At 42.8% G+C, this 16,153-nt stretch carries 17 protein-coding genes; 9 read left to right on the top strand and 8 right to left on the bottom strand.

Features of this window, described 5'->3' with window-relative positions:
- Nucleotides 1-235: 235 nt before the first annotated feature.
- Nucleotides 236-1,366: an alanine dehydrogenase gene (gene ald / locus ACEQ1T_RS16200; protein WP_206840353.1), complete on the bottom strand. Its 1,131-nt coding sequence runs from the start codon at nucleotides 1,364-1,366 to the stop codon at nucleotides 236-238.
- 117 nt (nucleotides 1,367-1,483) lie between these two features.
- Nucleotides 1,484-2,740, bottom strand: coding sequence for a PucR family transcriptional regulator (locus tag ACEQ1T_RS16195; protein WP_370223738.1), 1,257 nt, complete (start codon nucleotides 2,738-2,740; stop codon nucleotides 1,484-1,486).
- A gap of 278 nt (nucleotides 2,741-3,018) precedes the next feature.
- Between ACEQ1T_RS16195 and ACEQ1T_RS16190 the strand changes: the two genes are divergently transcribed.
- Complete coding sequence (locus ACEQ1T_RS16190) at nucleotides 3,019-4,428, top strand: alanine/glycine:cation symporter family protein (RefSeq protein WP_370223737.1); 1,410 nt, start codon at nucleotides 3,019-3,021, stop codon at nucleotides 4,426-4,428.
- A 143-nt stretch (nucleotides 4,429-4,571) separates the two neighbouring features.
- On the opposite strand, the gene ACEQ1T_RS16185 is transcribed toward ACEQ1T_RS16190, so the two are convergent.
- Nucleotides 4,572-4,823, bottom strand: a complete 252-nt coding sequence (locus ACEQ1T_RS16185) for a hypothetical protein (RefSeq protein WP_206840350.1) — start codon at nucleotides 4,821-4,823, stop codon at nucleotides 4,572-4,574.
- A 178-nt stretch (nucleotides 4,824-5,001) separates the two neighbouring features.
- On the opposite strand from ACEQ1T_RS16185, the gene ACEQ1T_RS16180 reads away from it, so the two are divergent.
- The 5 genes from ACEQ1T_RS16180 (at nucleotide 5,002) to ACEQ1T_RS16160 (ending at nucleotide 8,686) form a co-directional block, all read left to right on the top strand.
- Complete coding sequence (locus ACEQ1T_RS16180) at nucleotides 5,002-5,775, top strand: SDR family oxidoreductase (RefSeq protein ID WP_206840349.1); 774 nt, start codon at nucleotides 5,002-5,004, stop codon at nucleotides 5,773-5,775.
- Nucleotides 5,776-5,820: 45 nt separating this feature from the next.
- Complete coding sequence (locus tag ACEQ1T_RS16175; protein WP_244671203.1) at nucleotides 5,821-6,174, top strand: hypothetical protein; 354 nt, start codon at nucleotides 5,821-5,823, stop codon at nucleotides 6,172-6,174.
- The gene (locus ACEQ1T_RS16170; RefSeq protein ID WP_206840347.1) at nucleotides 6,175-7,203 is read left to right on the top strand and encodes an alpha/beta fold hydrolase; all 1,029 of its coding nucleotides are present in this window, start codon (nucleotides 6,175-6,177) and stop codon (nucleotides 7,201-7,203) included.
- Nucleotides 7,204-7,533: 330 nt separating this feature from the next.
- Entirely contained in the window at nucleotides 7,534-8,064 is a 531-nt protein-coding gene (locus tag ACEQ1T_RS16165; RefSeq protein ID WP_370223735.1) for a phosphatase PAP2 family protein, read from the top strand.
- A 100-nt stretch (nucleotides 8,065-8,164) separates the two neighbouring features.
- Complete coding sequence (locus tag ACEQ1T_RS16160) at nucleotides 8,165-8,686, top strand: MerR family transcriptional regulator (protein ID WP_206840345.1); 522 nt, start codon at nucleotides 8,165-8,167, stop codon at nucleotides 8,684-8,686.
- 40 nt (nucleotides 8,687-8,726) lie between these two features.
- On the opposite strand, the gene ACEQ1T_RS16155 is transcribed toward ACEQ1T_RS16160, so the two are convergent.
- The 4 genes from ACEQ1T_RS16155 to ACEQ1T_RS16140 form a co-directional block, all read right to left on the bottom strand.
- The gene (locus ACEQ1T_RS16155; RefSeq protein ID WP_370223734.1) at nucleotides 8,727-9,323 is read right to left on the bottom strand and encodes a sulfite oxidase-like oxidoreductase; all 597 of its coding nucleotides are present in this window, start codon (nucleotides 9,321-9,323) and stop codon (nucleotides 8,727-8,729) included.
- 96 nt (nucleotides 9,324-9,419) lie between these two features.
- A complete protein-coding gene (locus ACEQ1T_RS16150) occupies nucleotides 9,420-10,730 on the bottom strand; it encodes a Na+/H+ antiporter family protein (protein WP_370223732.1) in 1,311 nt (436 codons plus the stop codon).
- A gap of 311 nt (nucleotides 10,731-11,041) precedes the next feature.
- On the bottom strand, nucleotides 11,042-12,544 hold the full coding sequence (locus tag ACEQ1T_RS16145; RefSeq protein ID WP_370223731.1) for a leucyl aminopeptidase: 1,503 nt from the start codon (nucleotides 12,542-12,544) through the stop codon (nucleotides 11,042-11,044).
- 90 nt (nucleotides 12,545-12,634) lie between these two features.
- On the bottom strand, nucleotides 12,635-13,012 hold the full coding sequence (locus tag ACEQ1T_RS16140) for a DUF309 domain-containing protein (RefSeq protein ID WP_206840341.1): 378 nt from the start codon (nucleotides 13,010-13,012) through the stop codon (nucleotides 12,635-12,637).
- A 134-nt stretch (nucleotides 13,013-13,146) separates the two neighbouring features.
- Between ACEQ1T_RS16140 and ACEQ1T_RS16135 the strand changes: the two genes are divergently transcribed.
- From ACEQ1T_RS16135 to ACEQ1T_RS16125, 3 genes are all read left to right on the top strand, one after another.
- Nucleotides 13,147-13,812, top strand: a complete 666-nt coding sequence (locus ACEQ1T_RS16135) for a hypothetical protein (RefSeq protein WP_370223730.1) — start codon at nucleotides 13,147-13,149, stop codon at nucleotides 13,810-13,812.
- 127 nt (nucleotides 13,813-13,939) lie between these two features.
- A complete protein-coding gene (locus ACEQ1T_RS16130; RefSeq protein WP_206840339.1) occupies nucleotides 13,940-14,416 on the top strand; it encodes a divergent PAP2 family protein in 477 nt (158 codons plus the stop codon).
- A 15-nt stretch (nucleotides 14,417-14,431) separates the two neighbouring features.
- On the top strand, nucleotides 14,432-15,217 hold the full coding sequence (locus ACEQ1T_RS16125) for a cobalamin-binding protein (protein ID WP_206840337.1): 786 nt from the start codon (nucleotides 14,432-14,434) through the stop codon (nucleotides 15,215-15,217).
- 51 nt (nucleotides 15,218-15,268) lie between these two features.
- On the opposite strand, the gene ACEQ1T_RS16120 is transcribed toward ACEQ1T_RS16125, so the two are convergent.
- Entirely contained in the window at nucleotides 15,269-15,985 is a 717-nt protein-coding gene (locus ACEQ1T_RS16120) for a 3D domain-containing protein (protein ID WP_206840336.1), read from the bottom strand.
- Nucleotides 15,986-16,153: the final 168 nt, after the last annotated feature.

The raw sequence follows: 16,153 nt of genomic DNA, 5'->3' as shown, positions 1-16,153 counted from the left end.
AAGAAATGTTGAGGCGACTGCCCAGGGACGACTAGCATAAGACGGTCCCTGAAAGAAGGGGTTTTTTCCTTCTGGAAGGGAACGGCTTATGACCTCGAGTCCCTAGGAGCCGAAACTAGACAAGCTTATGACCTCGAGACGATGGCGCCTGGAGCTAGACAGCACTAGATAAGCGGAAACAACTATGCATAAAACAAAATCCCCTTAGCCTCTGGCCAAGGGGATTTAAGATCTATTAGTTAGCTGCTTTTACTTTAGCAAATGCATCTTCGACAGAAACATACTCATAGCCAAGATCTTTCGCAACCGCTGGGTATGTGATGCTGCCGTTTACAACGTTAACGCCAAGCTTAAGTGCTGCATTGTCTTCAATAGCTTTAATAACGCCTTTGTTTGCAATCTGCAGCGCGTAGTTGATTGTAACGTTTGTAAGAGCAATTGTAGATGTTCTTGGTACGGCACCAGGCATGTTCGCAACAGCATAGTGAACAACGCCATGCTTATCGTAAGTTGGGTTGTCATGAGTTGTAATGTGATCAACTGTTTCAAAAATACCGCCCTGGTCAATCGCCACGTCAACTACTACTGAACCAGGCTTCATTGTTTTAATCATTTCTTCTGTTACAAGCTTAGGCGCTTTAGCTCCTGGGATTAGAACCGCACCAATTACCAGGTCAGCATCTTTAACAGCTTGTGCAATGTTGAAAGGATTAGACATTAAAGTTTGGATGCTGTTTCCGAAGATATCGTCAAGCTGGCGCAGACGTTCCGGGCTTAAGTCGATAATCGTAACTTGTGCGCCAAGCCCGATTGCCATTTTCGCTGCGTTGATTCCAACTACACCGCCGCCAATGATGGTAACTTTTCCGCGTGAAACGCCTGGAACACCTGCCAGAAGAATACCCATACCGCCATTTGTCTTCTGGAGGAATTGAGCTCCAATTTGAGCAGACATGCGTCCTGCAACTTCACTCATTGGAGTAAGAAGAGGCAATGTGCGGTTTACTTCTACTGTTTCATAGGCGATAGCTGTAACACCTTTTTCAGTTAATGCTTTTGCAAGCTCTGGCTCTGCTGCAAGGTGAAGGTATGTGAAAAGTACCAAACCTTCACGGAAATAACCATACTCTGAAGCTAGAGGCTCTTTAACCTTCATAACCATTTCAGCAGCCCATGCCTCTGCAGCAGTATCTACGATAACAGCTCCTACTTCTGTATAATCTTCATTTGTGAAACCGCTTCCAATTCCTGCATCGATTTCTACAAATACTTTATGTCCGGCTTTTACTAATGCGTCAACGCTTGCTGGTGTTGCAGCAACACGGTTTTCGTTATTTTTAATCTCTTTAGGTACTCCAATAATCATGGAAAAATCCCCTTTCAATCTATCAAATATGATATTTACTATTGACAGTATAATAATTTTAATAAAGCGCTGTCATTGTTGAATCGGTAAAATAAAAGAGCCTCCATTTGTGAAAATCTACAAATGGGGGCTCTTCTTTTCGATTCTCCGGATTTTAAGTTCAAGATATAATGAAAGTTTTGTATTTGTATTCTTCAAATCAACTTCCCCGATATCGGTTATCCTCTTTAAGCGATAATTCAAAGTATTCATATGGATATGCAGCTTTTTAGCTGTTTCATTCACATTGCTGTCATGATCAATGAAGGCTTCCAGAGTAGTGAGCAGATTGGTCCGATGCTCAAGATCGTATTTGTTAAGCTTTTCGATAGCCGGATGCTCATATGGTTCCAGCCGTTTCTTTTCGAGTATGGCATCAAGATAGCGGAAAATGCCAAGCTGCTGATAGCTATAGACATGATGGATCTCTTCCGGAAATTGTTCTTTAAGACGCAGGACCTGCAGTGCCTCCTGATAGCTTTTTTCAACTTTCTCATAGTGCTGATAAGTTGTTCCAGTTGCCCCGCTAATATGATCAATGTTAAATCGTGTCTTCATTTGATCAATGAAAAAATGGATGAAGTCTATAAAAGCATTTTCGGAAAGAGCAGGTCCCGGCGGCGCAGCCAGTATAATAAATTCATTTCCCATCGCTGCATGAAAGGTTATATGAACCTTTTGGCTCGTCGTGATCAGATAAATGATATTTTGTTCTATTTTAGAGGTAACTTCTTCTTTAAACCTAAAGACAAGTACAGCAAACGGCGTTGGCGGTTTAATGCTTAAGTCCTCAAATCTTTCTGCGATTTCATCATGAGTATGGAAATGGCCGGTTAACAGTTCCCAGAAAAAATCCCGGTATCCCTCAGCTCTTTTTTTCTTTTGGGCGTTTAATCTCAGCATTTCCGTCCTTGCAGACTTTGCAGCAAGCTTTAGCAGGTTCAGCTTGCTTTCTGTTAACAGGGCTTCTTCTTCGACTGCCCAAATGTAGCCTAATACTTCATTATGATTGCGTATGGAAATGGCTACCCGATTTCCCAGCCCTATTTCCTTTATTTCAGGGATTCTAAGTGGTTCTCCGCTTTGCATCAGCTGAGGAATCACACGTTCTTTCCATAAACGATTGATCACCTTTTCAGGAACCTTTCTGCTGATGATTGTTGCGATTCTCGCGGTATCTGTCTGGTCATCATGTGTACTGTAGGCCAGCAGGCGATGGTTAACATCTTCTATTGTAACAGGGCATTCCAGGACATCGCGAATCTTATCTACCAATTCCTCCAGATCACTAAATGCCCTCTTAAACGGATCTTTTTCCATTTTATCATCACCCAATCGTAAAACTCCTTTAAACGCCAATTCACTTTTTCTATCCTATTATATTATACCTCAATCCCAACCTGCACTCTACCAAAGCCATCAAGCCATTCGACATATTTCGCTCGGTGCCCGACCTCCTTTTTTAAAAAATTGCTAATAGTTTTACTTCTCCCATTTGACTTGAAGTTATATTCAGATAATTTTACAATAGGACATGTTCACAAAAAAAGCATATAATAATAGTTTTGTTCACAGCAATTGAAAGCGTTAACATATAGGAGGCGATGGAATTTATGCTTGAGACGCTTAATAAAATTAACGGGGTGCTCTGGGGCACACCAAGTTTGATTTTGCTTTTTGGTACTGGTGTTCTTTTAACATTCATGCTGAAGGGCCTTCAATTCAGAAGGCTGATATATGCGTTTAAATTAGGGTTTACCAGAGAAGGACAGGCTGGATCTAATGATGAGGGTGATGTCAGTAACTTTAAGGCGCTTATGACAGCCCTCGCAGCAACAATTGGCAATGGTAATATCGCCGGGGTTGCCACTGCGATTACACTTGGAGGACCAGGGGCCATCTTCTGGATGTGGATTGTTGGCCTGCTGGGAATGGCAACCAAATATGCCGAAGCCTTGCTGGCAATGAAATACCGGGTGAAGAACGCAAATGGCGAGTACTCCAGCGGACCAATGTATTATGTTGAACGCGGTCTTGGCAAAAAGTTCAAATGGCTTGCAGTTGCATTTGCAATCTTTGGAGCATTTGCAGCACTTGGAATCGGAAACAGTGTTCAATCGAATACGATTGCAGCAGTTATGGATACTTCATTCGGAATTAATAATTGGATTACAGGTGTCATTCTTGCTGTACTGGCTGGTTTAATCATTTTTGGAGGCATTCAGCGTATTAGTACAGTTGCTGGATTCTTTGTACCAGTCATGGCGGTTCTTTATATTGGCGGTGCTTTAATTATTTTGGCTGTTAATTATGATCAAATTATTCCTGGTTTCCAGACTATCTTCTACTATGCCTTCAATCCGGTTGCAGCGACTGGCGGTTTTGTCGGTGTTGTAGTATCTGAAGCGATCAAGAATGGTGTTTCAAGGGGTATTTTCTCTAACGAAGCCGGTCTTGGTACCGCAGCGTTAATCGCAGGCAACGCCAAGACAGACCACCCTGTAAAACAGGCTCTTGTTGCGATGACTGGCACATTTATTGTGACAATCGTTGTTTGTACGATGACTGGACTGGTGCTTATCATGACTGGCTTCTGGGATACAACAGGAGGATTGATCTCTGGTGTGGCGCACGATGGCAGCCTTGACGGCGGGGCATTAACAAGTGCAGCCTTTACTCATGTCCTTGGAACAGCGGGTGAATATATCGTTGCATTCTCTGTTATATTCTTCGGTTTCTCAACAATCGTCGGCTGGTATGTATACGGCGAAAAATGCTTTGAGTACCTGGTTGGCACAAAAGGAATAATGGGATACCGTGCCATTTACATCTTTGCGACTGGAATTGGTGCGGTTGCCAACTTAACTACCGTTTGGGCCTTCGCTGACATGGCAAATGCATTAATGATGATTCCTAACTTAATTGCATTAATCCTTTTAAGCAAAGTGGTTGTTAAAGATACTAATGAATTCTTTGAAAACCACTATAAAGCAGCAAATAAGCAGCTTAAGAAAGCTGGCTGATAAGAAAAGCCCCAGGCGCCCGCTTATCGGAGCCCGGAGCCAGAAAATTATCGAAGTTCAAAGTTTTATACTTTCTTATTTTGTATATGTAAAACAAACACAGGTCCTGAATCTGTGTTTGTTTTTGGTTTTAAGCTGTGATACTAAAATATCTGCCGATGGAATAACGAACCTTCATTTTTATCGTGAATATAGGCAAATATTCGATAGTGATAGAGAAAATTGTCAGTTAATATTGCTTCTCCTTCAAAAGAATAAGCATCTATAAAAGCTTCAATTTTGTCTTCATCCTCTTCATCCCATACCCCGGTCAACCAGATTTTATAGGCAAGCTTGCTGTTTAAACCGTGATATCCGCTATCTTCAAATAGCTCCTCTATTTGCTCCCTTTCCACCTTTTAAGCCCCCCTCCTCTATATTATCCAGCCTTTTCTGTTTTTATCTTCCTTATACATTTTGGGACAAGGCAAATATACAATTTTAGCACCACATGGAGTTAACTTGTCTATACTATATCGAAGTCTATTTTATTCAGAAGGATTGATTTTTAAAAAGACTAAGGGAGGGATAACGATGAAATTGAACGAGTTATTTCATTTAGGCAATAAAACAGCAATTGTAACAGGAGGAGGCCGCGGACTCGGCGAGCAAATGGCAAATGCACTTGGGGAAGCAGGAGCAAATGTTGTCGTCTGCTCACGAAGCATTGAAGCATGTGAGCATGTAAGAAAAAGCCTTGAAGCAAAGGGAGTTAAATCTCTGGCGATTGAATGTGACATAACCAATGAGGAAGACATTCAAATGGTCATCAGCAAGACCTTAGAGACATTTGGAAGCATTGATATTCTCATTAATAATAGCGGAACATCCTGGGTTGCGCCATTTCTTGAACTGCCTGCTGATAAATGGGACAAAGTCATGAATGTGAATCTAAAGGGACTGTTTTTATTTTCACAGGCTGCGGCAAAAGTGATGACGAAGCAGGGCAGCGGCAAAATCATCAATATTTCTTCAGTAAATGGATTGAGGGGTACTCATTCCGCATTTCTTGATGCAGTGGCCTACAGTACAAGTAAAGGAGCTGTTATCGCACTTACGAAGGATTTAGCTGTAAAATTAGCACCTGCCGGCATTCAAGTGAATGCTATTGCTCCCGGCTTCTTCCCTACCAGAATAACAAAGGTCCTGGAAAAATCGAGTTCAGTTATTCTCGGAAAAATTCCTGCCGGAAGATTTGGAAGTGAACATGACTTAAAAGGAGCTGCTGTCTTCTTATCATCCAAAGCGTCTGATTACGTGACAGGGCAGGTTCTAGTCGTAGATGGAGGAATGACAGTGTCACTCTGAGTCCGTTGATTTCCCTGGATTGACTTCATAGAAAGGAGAATGTTTATGTCTATTAACCATACTGAAGCCCTATTACAGGCAATAAAAAAGGTAGGGACAAAAGTGGAAAGAGAACTGAACGAATCCATTCAGAACTCTATTAACAAGGAAGAAATATTTAAAAATCTGATCACCCGTTCCGAGGTGACCGCTGCAAGCATGAAAAAACTCCAGGAAGCTATTGAGACACTATCCATCCCTCTTAATTTCCCTACCAAGACAGACGTGGCAAACGCAGCAAAATTAACTGTGCAGGCTGAAGAAAAAATGGATCTGATTGACGAAAAAGTCATTGCATTGGCTCAATCAGTAGAAGAAATAAAAAAAGCACTTGGCAGCAGTGAAAGCGCGGGAAAATAAATGGCACAACATACCGCTTCCAAAAAACTGCATGGATTCTTTAAGACCATGGTTCAGCCCGATCCGGAGATTCATTTAACTCCCAGGACTGCTGTCTGGAAAAAAAACAAGGCAACGCTCTGGCACTATGCCCCTTCCAGTAAAAAATACAGAATTCCGGTGTTCCTGGTTTATTCGCTTGTCAATCAGCCATTTATTTTAGATCTGGGGCCGCAAAGCAGTTTAATCGAAGCTTTGGCTAACAGCGGGTACGATGTCTATCTGCTGGATTTCGGGACTCCCGGTTATGAGGATAAAGACATTACGATGAATGACTATATTACGGAATACATCCAAAAGGGAGTAAAAAGAGCTTTATATCACGCCAGAGCAGAGGAAATAACCGTAATGGGCTTTTGCCTGGGCGGCACTTTTGCAGCCATTTATGCGGCCATTGCGGAGGAGCCGGTCAAAAACTTAGTATTGTCTGTCTCACCAGTTGATTTCAGCACCGTGCCTGTCTTTGATAAATGGGCAGAAGAATTGCGGAATGGAGGAGGCAGCCTGGATTCCATTTTTGATGCATGGGGACTTATCCCCGCCTTTGCCATCAAATCTGGTATGCGGCTATTTACTTCACCCGTTTATTACTCTCCTTATTTATCGCTGCTGGCGAGGGGCGACGATGAAGCATACGCATCCAGGTGGAAACGGTTTAACACCTGGACCAATGGCCATATTCCATTTGCCGGGGCAGCGCTGAAGCAAATCAATCATGATCTTGCAAAAGAAAATAAGCTTGTGAAGGGCACATTAACCATCGGTGATAAGAAGGCTGTTCTCAGTGCTATTAAAGCTAATTTACTCGCTGTTGCTTCGGATAATGATCGCCTTGTTCCAAAAGAGCAGATTCTTCCGGTCATGGACCTCGTGTCAAGCGCTGATAAAACTTTTCATCTGCTTCAGGGGGGACATGCCAACCTTACTTCAGAAGGAAAAGTTCCTGACTACATGGACAAATGGCTGTCATCAAGATCAGGACAAATATAATATTCCATTCCCCTGCATCTGCAGGGGATTCACGTTTAAAGGAGGTATCTTAATGACTTTCTGGAATTACCCAAATTATATTATAAGCGGCCATACCATCAGTGCCTATATGGGTTTCGCTTCATTTGTGTTTAAAGATTTATTCTATGTGTAGGCTTTTAAAACCATGCAGCTGCTGCATGGTTTTATTTTTTTAATGTCTTTACTGAAATTGTGTTTTTAAGTGCAGATTTGCAAATAATAAGATAATGAACAAAAGTTTGAAGTCCCTCCCAAAAGAGAGCCTGACAGCAGGAATAAGCCTAATGACAAGAGCAAAGGAGACTACTAATGGACATGAAGATTTTCAAGGCAATCAACCGGTTGTCCGGACGTATTGCTTTCATGGACTTTTTAATGATTCTTTTATCAAATAGGGCAAGGTATTTATTTTTATTTGTACTGGGATGCATGTGGCTGGCAAAAGGCCCCTCCAAAACAGCCGCTAAAAAAGCGGCTGCAGCTTCCCTGATCGCTATCCTGGTAAACAAGATCATTAAAATTTGTTATTTTAAGCCCCGCCCCTTCATAAAAAACAAGATTGGCATATTGATCCCAGCCAAAAGAGATTCCAGTTTTCCAAGCAAACATACAGTGGTGTCATTTGCTGCCTCTATCGTCATTTTTTACGGCAATCGATTTTTAGGTCGTATTTTGCTGTGGGTTTCAGCCCTTACAGGCTTCGCGCGTATCTGGGCTGGCCACCATTACCCTTCTGATGTAATAGGCGGCGCCCTAATTGGCGGCGCAATAGGCTGGATGACAGAAAAATGTCTATATATGAATTCAAAATCCGTAAATCAGGATGATAAAAAAATGTAAAATCCGCACTATCTTTGCCGAAAGAAAACTTGTTTTGTCAGCCTGGAAGGACTTCCCGTTATCCGGATAGAATCCATTGTGAAAACGGGAGGGGATCAGAATGAACACAAGTGCTGCTGCCAAATTGTTAGGAGTTTCGCCAAGCACTATTCAGCGATGGGTTAAACAACTGGGACTCCGGACGGAACGCAATGAACTAGGCCATTACTTATTTACGGAAGAAGATATTAACCTGCTTAAGCAGGTGCAGGATCAGCTTAACCAGGGGATTATATTGCAGGACGTTACGGTAAATGGCAAAAAGGCCAGAAAAGGTACGGTTCAGGGAGAAACAGCGGAACCAGCCATGGAGAAAATATATTTGAAGATCAGTGAGCTTGAACAGCGGCTGAACGGAAAAGCGGATGATGTTGTCTCCTATCAGCTGCTGCAGCACCGCAGCGAAATAGAAGAGCTGCAAAAAGAGAATGCACGCCTGCTCAAACGGATTGAGGTTCTTGAAGCCAGGACTGCTGTAAAAAGCCGAAGCATCCCCGCTGACACCCTTTTGGTTTTTGATCAGGAGAAGCCCAGGAAGAAATTGAAAAAGAAAAATATTTTTACTATGCTATTCGGGTTTTAAAAGGCAATAAAGCGTTACGTGATGTAACGCTTTATGCTGATTAATCATCCCAGCTGAATCGCTGCTCACGGAAGGGGTCACCATAGTTATGATAGCCGTTTTTCTCCCAAAATCCAGGCTTGTCAATTTCAGAAAACTCGATGCCTCTAATCCACTTTGCGCTTTTCCAAAAATAAAGATGCGGAATCACGGCTCTTAGTGGAAACCCATGTTCAGGAGTCAGGAGCTCACCGTTATGGGTATGGGCAAGCAGACTTGTGCTTTTTAAAAAATCTTTAATGGGGAGGTTCGTTGTCCAACCTTCTTCCGCATGGAGGATTACAAATTGTGCGGTTTCTTTTACACCTGCCTGCCTGGCAATTTCAGCGGCGGAGACTCCCTCCCAAACGTTATCAAGCTTTGACCAGCCCGTAACACAGTGGATATCATTTTTGTACTGTGTCTGAGGAAGGTTCATTACCTCCTCATGCGAAAAGGATAATTCCTTTTCCACTTCCCCAAATATCTGCAGACTCCATTCCTGCATATCCTTATAATGCGGAACATTTCCATAGTGCAGTACAGGAAAGGCAGTCGAAACATTTTGATTTGGCGGTACCCGGCTTGAGGCCGGTTTTCTGATTTTCCCAAAATACACTGAAGCCACCTCAGTTCTTTTTCCTTTATCGTACCCTAGTTTACGAACTGATAAAAGCAGTGAGAAAGCAGCCCCCTTTATGGAAGCTGCTTAAAATTATAAGATAATTGCCGCCAGCCATCCAAACAGGATGAGCGGAATGTTGTAGTGAAGGAATGTTGGCACACAAGTATCCCATATGTGATTGTGCTGTCCATCTGCATTCAAGCCTGCTGTAGGCCCCAATGTACTATCTGACGCAGGCGAACCGGCATCTCCAAGAGCAGCGGCGGTCCCTACTAGAGCAATAGTTGCCATCGGACTGAAGCCAACCTCTAGTGCAAGCGGCACAAATATGGTTGCAATAATCGGGATGGTTGAGAATGAAGATCCAATCCCCATTGTAACAAGTAAGCCGACAAGAAGCATAAGCAATGCAGCTAGTGATTTATTATCACCGATGATTCCTGCCGCCTGTTCAACAAGGCTTTCAACATCGCCTGTTTCTTTTAAAACATCTGCAAATCCAAATGCAGCCAGCATAACAAATCCAATAAATGCCATCATCTTCATGCCCTCTGTTAAAAGCTGATCTGCCTCGTTCCATTTGATAGCTCCGCTGATATAAATAACTAAAATACCTGTCAGCGCCCCAAAGATCATTGAATCCAGCTGCAGCTGTACAATGAGAGCTGCTGCAATCGCAATGAGAGAAAAAATAATGCTCTTTTTTGAATAGTTGCCTTTCTCCGTCTCCATTAATTCTGATGGGCGATAATCCCTTTTTTTACGGTAAACAAATAATGCAGCTAAAAGACCAGCTGCCATGCCGGCTACAGGAATAAGCATGGCTTTCGGGATGTCTGCCATTTCCACAGCCAATCCGCTATTCTCCATATTTTCCGCGAGTATTCCGTGGAAAATTTGGCCAAATCCCGCAGGAAGCAGTATATACGGAGCTGTTAAACCAAATGTCAATACAGATGCGATCAGCCGGCGGTCCATTTCGAGCTCATTCATAACCTTCAATAAAGGGGGAATTAATATCGGAATAAACGCAATATGAATTGGAATCAGATTCTGAGAAAAAATAGACATTAATAAAATAGAAAATATGATAAGTGCCTTTGATAAGGTTTTCCCTCTGGATTCCCCGTCTTTTCCGACCTTTGCCAGAACCCATTCCACTAATAGATTCGGAAGTCCGGCTGCGGAAATGGCTAAGGCAAATCCGCCCAATAACGCATAACTTAATGCAACCTCTGCACTGCCGCCGAGCCCATTTGAAAAAACTTCAATTGTTTTATCTATGCTTAAACCGCCTGCCAGCCCGCCTGCCAATGCTCCAGCCACTAGGGCCAGAACCACATTGACACGCAAAAGGCTGAGAACAAGCATAATCAAAACTGCAAGTATAACTGCATTCATGATGATACCCTCTTTCTGTACTTATATCCCATTACTTTACTCCGCTAAATTGGTAGAGAACTAAAACACAAGTATTAAACTATCATACTTCCACTTTTCGTGTCAATGATTTTGGGGAGATTCGAAAATGGGAGTTTGCGCCAGACGCTGTTTTCGCCGGTATTTTTTAGGAATTGGGCGGATAAATTGAGGGTTTTGGCCGGTATTTCAGGTTAACCGGCGGGTAAAGTTCATTTTCACCGTTCCATTGAGAATTCAAGCTAAAAAACTGCAAAAAAACTCCGGATTTCTCCGGAGTTCTGAATTCATCGTTAGTTTGCTTCAAACCTTTCAACCAGCAGTGCCAATGTACGCACCATAACGCCTGTCGCGCCGTCTGGTCCAAGATCATGGCTTTTGGCTGTTGTGGCTGTACCTGCAATATCAAGATGCACCCATGGTGTGTTTTCGGCAAATTCACCTACAAATCCTCCGCCCATAATGGCATGGCCGGCACGTCCAGGCGAATTGTTCAGGTCCGCAACCTTGCTGCTTCTGATTCTTTCTTTATCTTTTTCAAAAAGAGGCAGACGCCAGATTGGTTCGCCAGCTTCATAGGATGCTTCCAGCACCTGCTCAAACCACTCTTCATTATTGGTTAATGCACCAGTTGTTTCTTCCCCCAGTGCAACGATGACACCGCCAGTCAGAGTTGCAACATCCACCAGGTAATCTGCTCCATGATGCTTTGCATATGTGACCGCATCAGCAAGAGCCAAACGCCCTTCTGCATCCGTGTTAAGGACTTCAATGGTTTTCCCGCTCATGGATGTTATGATATCATCCGGCTTAAAAGCTGTTCCGCTCACCATATTATCTGTAGAAGGAATAACAGCGACAACATTTTGTTCAGGCTTCAGTTCGCCGATGACTTCCATTGCGCCAAGCACAGCGGCTGCACCGCCCATGTCGGTTTTCATCCCGACAATGCCGTCTTTCGGCTTAAGGGAATAGCCTCCTGTATCAAAGGTAATTCCTTTGCCCACCAGGCCGATGACATCCTTCCATTCCTCCTTGCCCTGATATTTAATGACAATCATCTTAGGAGGCTCTGCTGATCCCTGATTAACTGCCAGAAGAGCACCCATGCCAAGCTTAAGCATATCTTCTTTTTCAAGGATTTCCACTTCAAATCCGTATCTCCATGCCAGTTCAGAAGAGTAATTTGCCAGATCAGTGGCAGTCAGCATATTGCCTGGCAGGTTAACTAATGTACGGGCTGAGTTCGTTCCTTTCCCGTGGGCATACCCTACAGTAAGGGAGGCCTTTACATCTTCCTCATCTGCGGCTTCACAAAAAACGGCAATACTTTCAACTTCCTTTTCGGGTTCGTTCGACTTCTGTTTGTAATCTTCAAATTTATAGGTGGAAAGAGCAAACGCCTCGCTGGCTGCATGGGCTGCATCAAGCGCATCAACATTTCCTCCAATAAATGTATCAAGGTAAACACCCGCATTTTGAAGCCTGGACGATTTCACTTCCTTGAATGCCCTGCCCAATGCTTCACGCAACTCTTCAAAGCTGAATTCTTTTTCTTTTCCTAGGCCGACTGTAATTAATCGTTTAGGCCCGATTTTTCCAAAAGTATGTATTTTTGCAATGGCTTTTTTCTTGGCAGAAATATCCCCGCTTTTCACCAGTTCTGTCAGCTGGCCGTCAAATTGGTCATCTGCACGGGCCAGCACACCTTCAAACCTGGCTGGTTTATCGAAGACACCAACAATCAGGCATTCCTGTTCGGCTGAGAAGTCAAACTCTTTCTTTACTGAAAACATTCTCGCACCCCCATAATATATTTTTCATCTTATTATATCGAAAATATTAAATTATTTCGACTATCTAATTTTATGATGTTTCTGCTCTTGCTAATCTTCCAAATATAGCACCAGCTGCGGCAGTTTAGGAAGAGTTTCTATCATTTCAAATGGGATCCGATCGATATCTTCCGGAAAAATAGAGAGGCATTCTTCAATAAATCCATACACATGCTCAAGATTAATCCCCCAGTGTTTTGGCCGGTAAGACTGCAAGTATTCCTGTGCCGCCTGCATCATCAGCCTTGCTCCTTTGACATTGCCGTATTCATAATGATAGATGCTGACACTCATTTGCAGCAGGCCTTTCAAAAATAGATTGCCTTTGTCAGTCATCCATATTTCCTCAAGAAGATCATGGCATGTGTAATAGTCACCTTCATTGAAACTGACAAAGAATTCGTAATATTCAAGAGGATAATCTTCCATGAAATCACCCCATGTTCAGAACTTCCTATCACTTTCATTTTAACAAAAACGAAAGTGATTATCCTATATGTACAATCCTTAAGTATATTCTTTAATTATTGGGTAAAGAAAATAGAGACAGAAAGGAGAATGATATGGATCCTCTATTATTTGCAGCCTTTGCAGCGGGATATATCCTGCTATTCTTCTGGGCGCTATGTGCTGCAAAAGACAATGGCTCCATTAGTGCTGCTTTCCTGCTTCCTGTTCTTCTCGGGTTAATTTACGATAACGCTATTCTGGCTGCCGGCCGTTTTATCGGGGAGGGCAATATTTTAAAGCATCTGAATTATGCCCGTTTTTGGATACACGCTTTTTTCACCCCACTGCTTGTCCTTTACTCCTGGAAAACTTTAAAACAAGCAGATCTAGAATGGGCCAAAACAGGCACATCCAAATCGATGGCCTATTTGCTTACAGCAGGATTAATTATTCTGGAACTTGCTGCTGAAGTATTCGGACTTAATCTGGAACCAAAATGGGAATTTGGCGTTCTTAGTTATTCAGATTCAGAGACATCAGGAGGCCCTCCCCTTATGGTGCTGATTGTATCTGCTGTGCTGCTGGCGGCATCTGTTGTTGTTTGGCGCAAACAGGGCTGGTTCTGGTTTTTTTCCGGAACTGCATTGATGATTATCGGAAGCGCCATTGATATTCCAATTGAAAGTGAAGCTGCCATAAATGCCTTTGAATGGCTTCTTTTGTTTTCAATGACAGCAACAGCTTATTTTCAGAAAAAGCATCGATTAACAAAAACTTAAAATAGATCAGCTTGCAGGAAGGAACAATCTGTTGGAGAATATTAGTTAGTATAGCTTTCGGCAGTTCCGGTAAACTGCATATTTGAAGCTGCAGCGGGAGTATCATACACTCAAGAGGTGGTCTCATATGGAATTATTGACGAATTTCCCTTTATGGTCTGCATTGGCAGCCATCTTCTTTGCCCAATTTGTAAAAGTACCCATTCAATTTATTGCCACCCGAAAAGTGGATTGGTCCCTTTTGACAAGTACTGGCGGAATGCCCAGCTCACACTCAGCAGCAGTAACTGCCCTTTCAACCGGAGTGGCACTAGAGACTGGAATAGACTCCGCTGTATTCGCTGTCTCAGCCGTATTTGCCATTATCACGATGTTTGATGCTACCGGAGTGCGACGCCAGGCTGGGGAACAGGCGATTGTATTAAACCAGCTTGTTGCCGACTTCAATAAATTTGTTGAAGAAGCAAAGACATGGCAGAAGAAAGAAGACCAAGAAAAACAGAAAGAATTGAAGGAGCTGCTGGGCCATAAGCCGATAGAAGTTCTATTTGGCGGCCTGACTGGAATCCTATTAACTTTAGGACTTCATTATTTATTTTCCTGAAGGTTGTGATTTGAAGTGAAAATCCTTTCCTTATGCCCAAGCAATACGGAATTAGTGGAATACTTGGGTTTTACTGATATGCTCGCGGGGGTGGACGATTATTCGGATTGGCCCGGCCAAATCTCCAAGCTGCCCCGGCTTGGCCCTGACTTGTCTATTAATATGGACAAAGTGGAAGAATTGAAGCCTGATCTTGTGCTCGCATCCCTTAGTGTACCCGGCATGGAAAAGAATGTAGCGGAGCTTGAAAAAAGGCAGATTCCCCACATTGTTTTAAATCCTCAAAGCCTGGCAGATATTGAACAGGACCTGGTTTTTGCAGCTGAAAAAATTGGGAAGCCTGAAAGAGGCATTTTGGCTGCTAAAGAGTTTGCTGCAAAAATAGAGGAACTTAAGCTCATCTCAAGCAGGATTGAAAAAAAACCTAGCCTCTATTGGGAATGGTGGCCCAAGCCCGTATTTACACCGGGCAAGGTCAATTGGCTGACGGAAATCAGTGAAATTGCCGGTGGAACGAATTTATTCAGGGATGTTGAGCTGGCAAGTATACAGACTGATTGGGAAGATGTCCTAAATCGCCAGCCTGATTATATCTGTCTCGCGTGGGTCGGTGTCAGAAGAGAAAAGGTAAATCCGGAAGTTATTCTGAAACGTCCAGGCTGGAGTGAAATGGAAGCAGTTAAGCAGAACAAAGTCCTGATTCTGGAAGAAGAACTTTTTTGCAGGCCATCACCACGCCTGATTGAAGGAGCTATCAAATTAGCTAAAAAAATTCATCCGCAGTCATTTTCAATGTTATAAAAATAAAGAGGCAAATCCGATTAGTTTCGCGGATTTGCCTGCATTCCGTAATTATTTTTTCTCAGATTTAATATATTGCTGTCTAAAAACCTGCATAGATTCATTTTCATTCAGTAACTTTAATTCTTCTTCCGTCAGGGTTCCATCGCCCATTTCAACGATGTAAACATCGAGCGTTTTCTTTCCCCAGTTATTGTAAACATCATCCACTGTTTCATAATAAAGGTCCAATTTATTCCCTTTAATGGCACCGCCCTTATCGGCTACAACACCATATCCATAATCAGGGATAAACAATATCGTTCCAATCGGAAAAACATTCAAATCTGCTGCGACGGTAGAGTATAAATCCCTTTTTACTTTAACACCTGAGTATGTAATACCAAAGGACGGATGATCCGGATTTTTGCCTGTCGACTCGTAAAATGCCGTATACCCAGTAGCTATTACTTGTTGTTTCTGATACTGTGACCAGTCAATCGATTCTTCCAGGGTCGGCGGCTGTTCACTTGCCACAACTTCACTTGCTGAAATCTTAGGCTCCAGACTCACTGCCTGCTTTAAAAACTTAAATGCTACGCCAACCGATTTTAATGTATGGTCAAACTTTGAATTTCCATCCTCGTCAGCTTGTTCAGCATCACTTTGATGCAGCTGAACAATTGATCTTGCATCCACTCCGGAAATCGAATGGAAAGTTGTCAATAACGCGCCAATAAATAAGGCTGACATTACCGAACGTTTCATCCATATTTTTAATTTGCTCATCTATTACACTCCTCCCAAAGTTATTCATTTCCCATCTTCGAGAGAAATATTCATAACTCAGGGGAGCGGCGGCCTCCGAGCATCCGTTTTCAGACAGGCTAAAGCCAGTGATACCATAGGCTTAGGCGATTTGATCACACTAATCAAAAAAAATAAAAAATCCCTGCC

The sequence above is a fragment of the Cytobacillus sp. genome, from assembly GCF_964223445.1.
GTDB lineage: Bacteria > Bacillota > Bacilli > Bacillales > Cytobacillaceae > Cytobacillus.
The sequence above is the reverse complement of the archived record's forward strand: the minus strand, read 5'-3'. Positions and strand labels throughout refer to the sequence as shown.

What these genes read in the sequence shown, in the direction of transcription:
- ald (WP_206840353.1), bottom strand. Translation starts at nt 1,366, where the DNA reads ATGATTATTGGAGTACCTAAAGAGATTAAAAATAACGAAAACCGTGTT.
- ACEQ1T_RS16190 (WP_370223737.1), top strand. Translation starts at nt 3,019, where the DNA reads ATGCTTGAGACGCTTAATAAAATTAACGGGGTGCTCTGGGGCACACCA.
- ACEQ1T_RS16180 (WP_206840349.1), top strand. Translation starts at nt 5,002, where the DNA reads ATGAAATTGAACGAGTTATTTCATTTAGGCAATAAAACAGCAATTGTA.
- ACEQ1T_RS16175 (WP_244671203.1), top strand. Translation starts at nt 5,821, where the DNA reads ATGTCTATTAACCATACTGAAGCCCTATTACAGGCAATAAAAAAGGTA.
- ACEQ1T_RS16170 (WP_206840347.1), top strand. Translation starts at nt 6,175, where the DNA reads ATGGCACAACATACCGCTTCCAAAAAACTGCATGGATTCTTTAAGACC.
- ACEQ1T_RS16165 (WP_370223735.1), top strand. Translation starts at nt 7,534, where the DNA reads ATGGACATGAAGATTTTCAAGGCAATCAACCGGTTGTCCGGACGTATT.
- ACEQ1T_RS16160 (WP_206840345.1), top strand. Translation starts at nt 8,165, where the DNA reads ATGAACACAAGTGCTGCTGCCAAATTGTTAGGAGTTTCGCCAAGCACT.
- ACEQ1T_RS16150 (WP_370223732.1), bottom strand. Translation starts at nt 10,730, where the DNA reads ATGAATGCAGTTATACTTGCAGTTTTGATTATGCTTGTTCTCAGCCTT.
- ACEQ1T_RS16145 (WP_370223731.1), bottom strand. Translation starts at nt 12,544, where the DNA reads ATGTTTTCAGTAAAGAAAGAGTTTGACTTCTCAGCCGAACAGGAATGC.
- ACEQ1T_RS16140 (WP_206840341.1), bottom strand. Translation starts at nt 13,012, where the DNA reads ATGGAAGATTATCCTCTTGAATATTACGAATTCTTTGTCAGTTTCAAT.
- ACEQ1T_RS16135 (WP_370223730.1), top strand. Translation starts at nt 13,147, where the DNA reads ATGGATCCTCTATTATTTGCAGCCTTTGCAGCGGGATATATCCTGCTA.
- ACEQ1T_RS16130 (WP_206840339.1), top strand. Translation starts at nt 13,940, where the DNA reads ATGGAATTATTGACGAATTTCCCTTTATGGTCTGCATTGGCAGCCATC.
- ACEQ1T_RS16120 (WP_206840336.1), bottom strand. Translation starts at nt 15,985, where the DNA reads ATGAGCAAATTAAAAATATGGATGAAACGTTCGGTAATGTCAGCCTTA.